The organism is Corynebacterium sp. HMSC077D03, from assembly GCF_001808545.1.
GTDB classification, from domain to species: Bacteria; Actinomycetota; Actinomycetes; order Mycobacteriales; family Mycobacteriaceae; genus Corynebacterium; species Corynebacterium simulans.
Genome location: NZ_KV793691.1, coordinates 1 through 3,953 on the forward strand (window position 1 = coordinate 1; position 3,953 = coordinate 3,953).

At 59.1% G+C, this 3,953-nt stretch carries 4 protein-coding genes; 3 read left to right on the plus strand and 1 reads right to left on the minus strand.

All coding sequences use genetic code 11. The features are described from left to right. Positions 1-203: 203 nt before the first annotated feature. Genes HMPREF2888_RS07555 through HMPREF2888_RS07565 form a run of 3 tightly spaced genes read left to right on the plus strand, consistent with a single transcriptional unit; the run spans position 204 to position 3,362 of the window. Entirely contained in the window at positions 204-629 is a 426-nt protein-coding gene (locus tag HMPREF2888_RS07555; protein ID WP_234457289.1) for a lactococcin 972 family bacteriocin, read from the plus strand. Positions 630-664: 35 nt separating this feature from the next. Then, a complete protein-coding gene (locus tag HMPREF2888_RS07560; protein WP_235591106.1) occupies positions 665-2,641 on the plus strand; it encodes a hypothetical protein in 1,977 nt (658 codons plus the stop codon). Further along, positions 2,628-3,362, plus strand: coding sequence for an ATP-binding cassette domain-containing protein (locus HMPREF2888_RS07565; protein ID WP_061926013.1), 735 nt, complete (start codon positions 2,628-2,630; stop codon positions 3,360-3,362). Before HMPREF2888_RS07560 ends, HMPREF2888_RS07565 begins: the two co-directional genes overlap by 14 nt. On the opposite strand, the gene HMPREF2888_RS07570 is transcribed toward HMPREF2888_RS07565, so the two are convergent. Next, positions 3,334-3,953, minus strand: a 620-nt coding sequence (locus HMPREF2888_RS07570; RefSeq protein ID WP_371326266.1) for a mismatch-specific DNA-glycosylase, incomplete at its 5' end; no start/stop codon positions are given. The two genes, HMPREF2888_RS07565 and HMPREF2888_RS07570, sit on opposite strands and share 29 nt — an antisense overlap.

Genomic DNA, 3,953 nt, shown 5'->3' on the forward strand with positions numbered 1-3,953 from the left:
TTAATACGTTGCACATCCGCTTGACCGAGTGGGGTGAATCCAAGACATAGCGGACCAAGGACAACCACCGCCCTCCCGAGCCTAAGGCCCGTGAAAAGTACCAATAAAATTAGAAAACTGGTTCTATTCCCATTTATATTCACTTAGGGTAGTCTCCCTTTTGAGGCAATCCCGCCTCATTTTCTCCCTCAAAGGAGACTGTTATGACCCCCAAAAAGCGCACTCGGCAGTTTGCAGCGCTGCTGATTGCCTCTGCTCTGAGCGTTTCCGTATCTAACTCAGCCGTTGCTTCCGCAGAAGAATTCCAAGACCACGGCGCCAAGGGAGGCTTTGCTTCCGGTGTGATGGCCGAGCTACTCGGCGAGGCAGCACCAGCCTTCACAACCTACTGGGCATCTGTCGGCCGGAAAGTTCGCTACCCTGCAGGTGGCGGTACCTGGGAGTACGGTTTCTGGAACGCTAAGGCGCGTTCTTATTTCACCGTGAATCGCTGTCATACTTCGACTGTGACCGTCAACGGCAGAACGCAACGAAGCATCAACACCCGCGGCGGCCAGAAGTCGATCGCCGAGCTTTGGGCGACGAATTTGCCGGGCACTAAGGACAGCTACTACTACAACTTCTGCTAAAACTCTTGCGCATTCGACCCCTAGTACTTGGGCTTTTGAGCCTACTTCTTGCTGCAGTCATCGCGACCACTGGGTGGCTGCTGACTGCCCTGGTTGACTCCACCAAGCCCTTGTCCTTAGGGGTCGAATCAACCTTTAGCCTTGATTACGTCGAACCTAAGACTCCTCTCGCGAAGGAACTTGAGTCCGACTACGCACCGACGGTAATCCGTAACTCACTGGTTTCATTGGCCGAGCAGAACGGCTACTCCATCTACCGGCTGACTGGCACCGATGACGCAAGTGGGACTTCCCACGAAGTTTTCATCCCGCTGGAACAGGATTATCCAGCACCGGAACGCATTCCCCGACTCAACCGGCCTGATGCCTTGAGGCAAGCGACCAGTGAACTTGGGTCGCTGGATTACCACGGTGACTACGTCTTGGTTCCCAAAGCAACGGGTGGCAATGCGAACCACTTCTACGAATCGGCCAGGAATGACGGGCTCAGGCTAAGCGAAAAGACGCAGTTCCTTCACCTCATCCAATCGGTCGTATTCCGCCTGCCCGCGTTGGTGGCGATCCTGCTTCTATTTGTCGTTTCCCTTTTTGCCCTGGTATTTGTTCTTCGGGTTTCCGGTCTTAGATTGGCAGCGCTGCGCACAATAAATGGCGGGCACCGCAGTCAAAAAGGCAATTGGCGGCAATGGACCTTTGTCATCCTCCCGCACCTAGTTCTCATTGGCCTTGCGAGTACATTCCTCGCCCGCCAAGGGAGCTATTCTTTTGCCCTCCTGTTCCTCAGGTTCTACGCCGCCGGGATAGGCTTGGCCCTGGCTACCACCGGTTTGGCCGTAGCCGTCACCGCCCCATTGTTGCGCCGCGCAGTAGCGCTGCTGGGGCAGCGTGCCCCCGCAGAGAAGGCGGCGGGAAAAGCGCTGAAAGTAATTTCGGTCTTTACCTGCGTGACCTTTGTAGCAGCGGGTCTTAGCTCAGCGGCTGCGCTCCGCTCCTACCAGCAGGAATCCGAGGCCCAACAGACCTGGAAATCTCTCGCGGAGTTTGGAGCCTTGCATTTTTCAGCCAACTTCGACGGCCCTGCTGGCCGCGTGGAAGAAGGCGAGCTCTTGCCGCCCAGTGTGCAGCAGAACTTCCGCGACTTCGCGCTCAGCTGGGAACGGGAGCACGGGGCTGTCCTCAGCCATACTTTGCCGAAAGAAGCTACCGGTGTGCCGGACTCCTGCCCCGTGGCACTTGCTAACCGCCAATGGCACGATCTGCAGGATTATCAGTTCCGTCCCGGAGACGACAACCACTCGGTCGACTATTCCGCAGCCCAAGAGCATTTCGCAGCTTCCGTGGATCTGTGGGCTCAGGAATCCGGCGACCTGCTCCTTAAGTCTGCGCAAATTGGTCCGGTCAGTGCCGATCATGCGGTCGGATTCATTAGTGGAACAATGTCGGGGGAACTGGTTCCCGGCGATTGTTTTTACGTGCTTGAAACGGACGATCTATCCGGCTTCGACGCAGACTTCCTAAGCTCCACAGCTTCGAGTAACAATTTGCTCTTCGCGGATTTCTCGGAACTGGGTCCAGAACTTACCGCTGCCGGCCTCGAAGGCTACGTGTACCCGGTACACGCGGCCGATCGCGGTCTGGCCGAACTAGTAGCCAACACGGCGCTGTTCTGGCTGAGTATCCTGAGCGCCCTCGGAGCTTTGCTCGCCACGCTTGCGGCCTTGATAGTCCAGGCGCGCATCCAGCTCCGAGTTCACCGTCGCCTCCTGGTACTCCTCCACAGCGCTGGGCAATCACCGGACAAAACGATGTGGCGACTATTCAAAAGCCAACTGGTCAGCCTGACTGTTGTCGTCATATTGTCCGTCCTGGCTCCGCTACTGCTTCCCAACCCGTTCCTCTACACCTTCACTGCGCTAAGCTGCCTTGTCTTAATCGTCTACCTCGGTTTTGTCCGTCTCAGTATTTCTCAGCACATGTCCGCCTCCCCTAGGAGTCACAATGTCATTGGCTAGCCCCAATCAGTCCCCCACTCTGCCGCCGGAGATTTCCACCTCTCATCTCTGTCTCGCCGCGGAATCGACCTATTCTGCGGGACGCAGCACGCGGACGGTGAAGAAGTCCCTCGTGGAAAATGCAACGTTTTCCCTACCCGGGCCAGGCTTTGTCGCCATCTGTGGGGCCAGCGGTTCCGGAAAGACTTTGCTGCTCAACACCTTGGCCGGGCTCCTGTCGCCGGCGGACGGCCTCCTCCGGATAGACGGCGAGAATGCCTCCGCGTGGAAGATGAAGCGGAGGCGGAGGTTCTGGCGAGAACGCGCAGCGATAATCCACCAAGACCACGGAATCATTCCCGAACTAAGCTGCGAAGATAACCTCACCCTCGGGCTATCCAGGAAGCAATACTCCAAAGAAGAATTGCTGCACTCCCTCGGCGAAGTCGGTCTTGATGTCCCCTTCGACGGGCCGGCAGCTATTCTCAGCGGAGGCGAGCAGCAGCGGCTGGCCATCGCCCGAGCCCTGCTCCGCGGCGCGGCTTATGTGTTCGCTGACGAGCCGACCGCCTCCCTCGACTCCACAAACCGCGACCAAGTTATCGCGCTCCTGCGGCGAGCTGCGGACGGGGGCGCACTCGTTCTGGCCGCCACCCACGATGCCGCAGTTATTGCTGCCGCTGACAACACCTTGCGCATCAATGATCGCCAGGTCACAGTCTCCGGCTCTGCGCGGGATTAAATCGCGATGCCCGCGGCCTTGGCCACCTTCCGGTACCCGGCCGCATGGTCCGCGACGCTGGCGTGGGCGTTGAGTCCGCTGGGGTTGTCGAGCACAAACAGGCGGGTGCCCTCCCACGGCGAGTCCTGCTCCCCGATGGCCGCCTTGGGCAGGCTAAAGCCTTGCGGTAAGCGGTAATTCCCAGCACGGCCACGACCTTCGGGTGGTGTTTGCTAACAATATCGTCCAGGCGTGCCGGGGCCTGGCGCAGCTCGTCGGTGGTTAGCTCATCGGCGCGGGCGGTGGCGCGCGGAACGAGGTTGGACACGCCGATGCCACGTTCTTGCAGCTCGTCAAAGTCGGCGTCCGCGTAGCCGCCCGAGGCATCGAACTGGTGGGCAGTCAACCCAGCTCGGAAAAAGGCCGGATAGAAGCGGTTACCCGGGCGGGCGAAGTGCGCGCCGGTAGCGGCGGTCCACAGGCTCGGGTTGATGCCGACGAACAACAAACGCAACGGCTCCGGCAGTAGATCCGGCACGGTGGCGCCGCGGTAGGCGGCCAGTTCTTCTTGGCTAAAACGCAGGGCCTGACCCCGGAAAGTAGACACGTCGG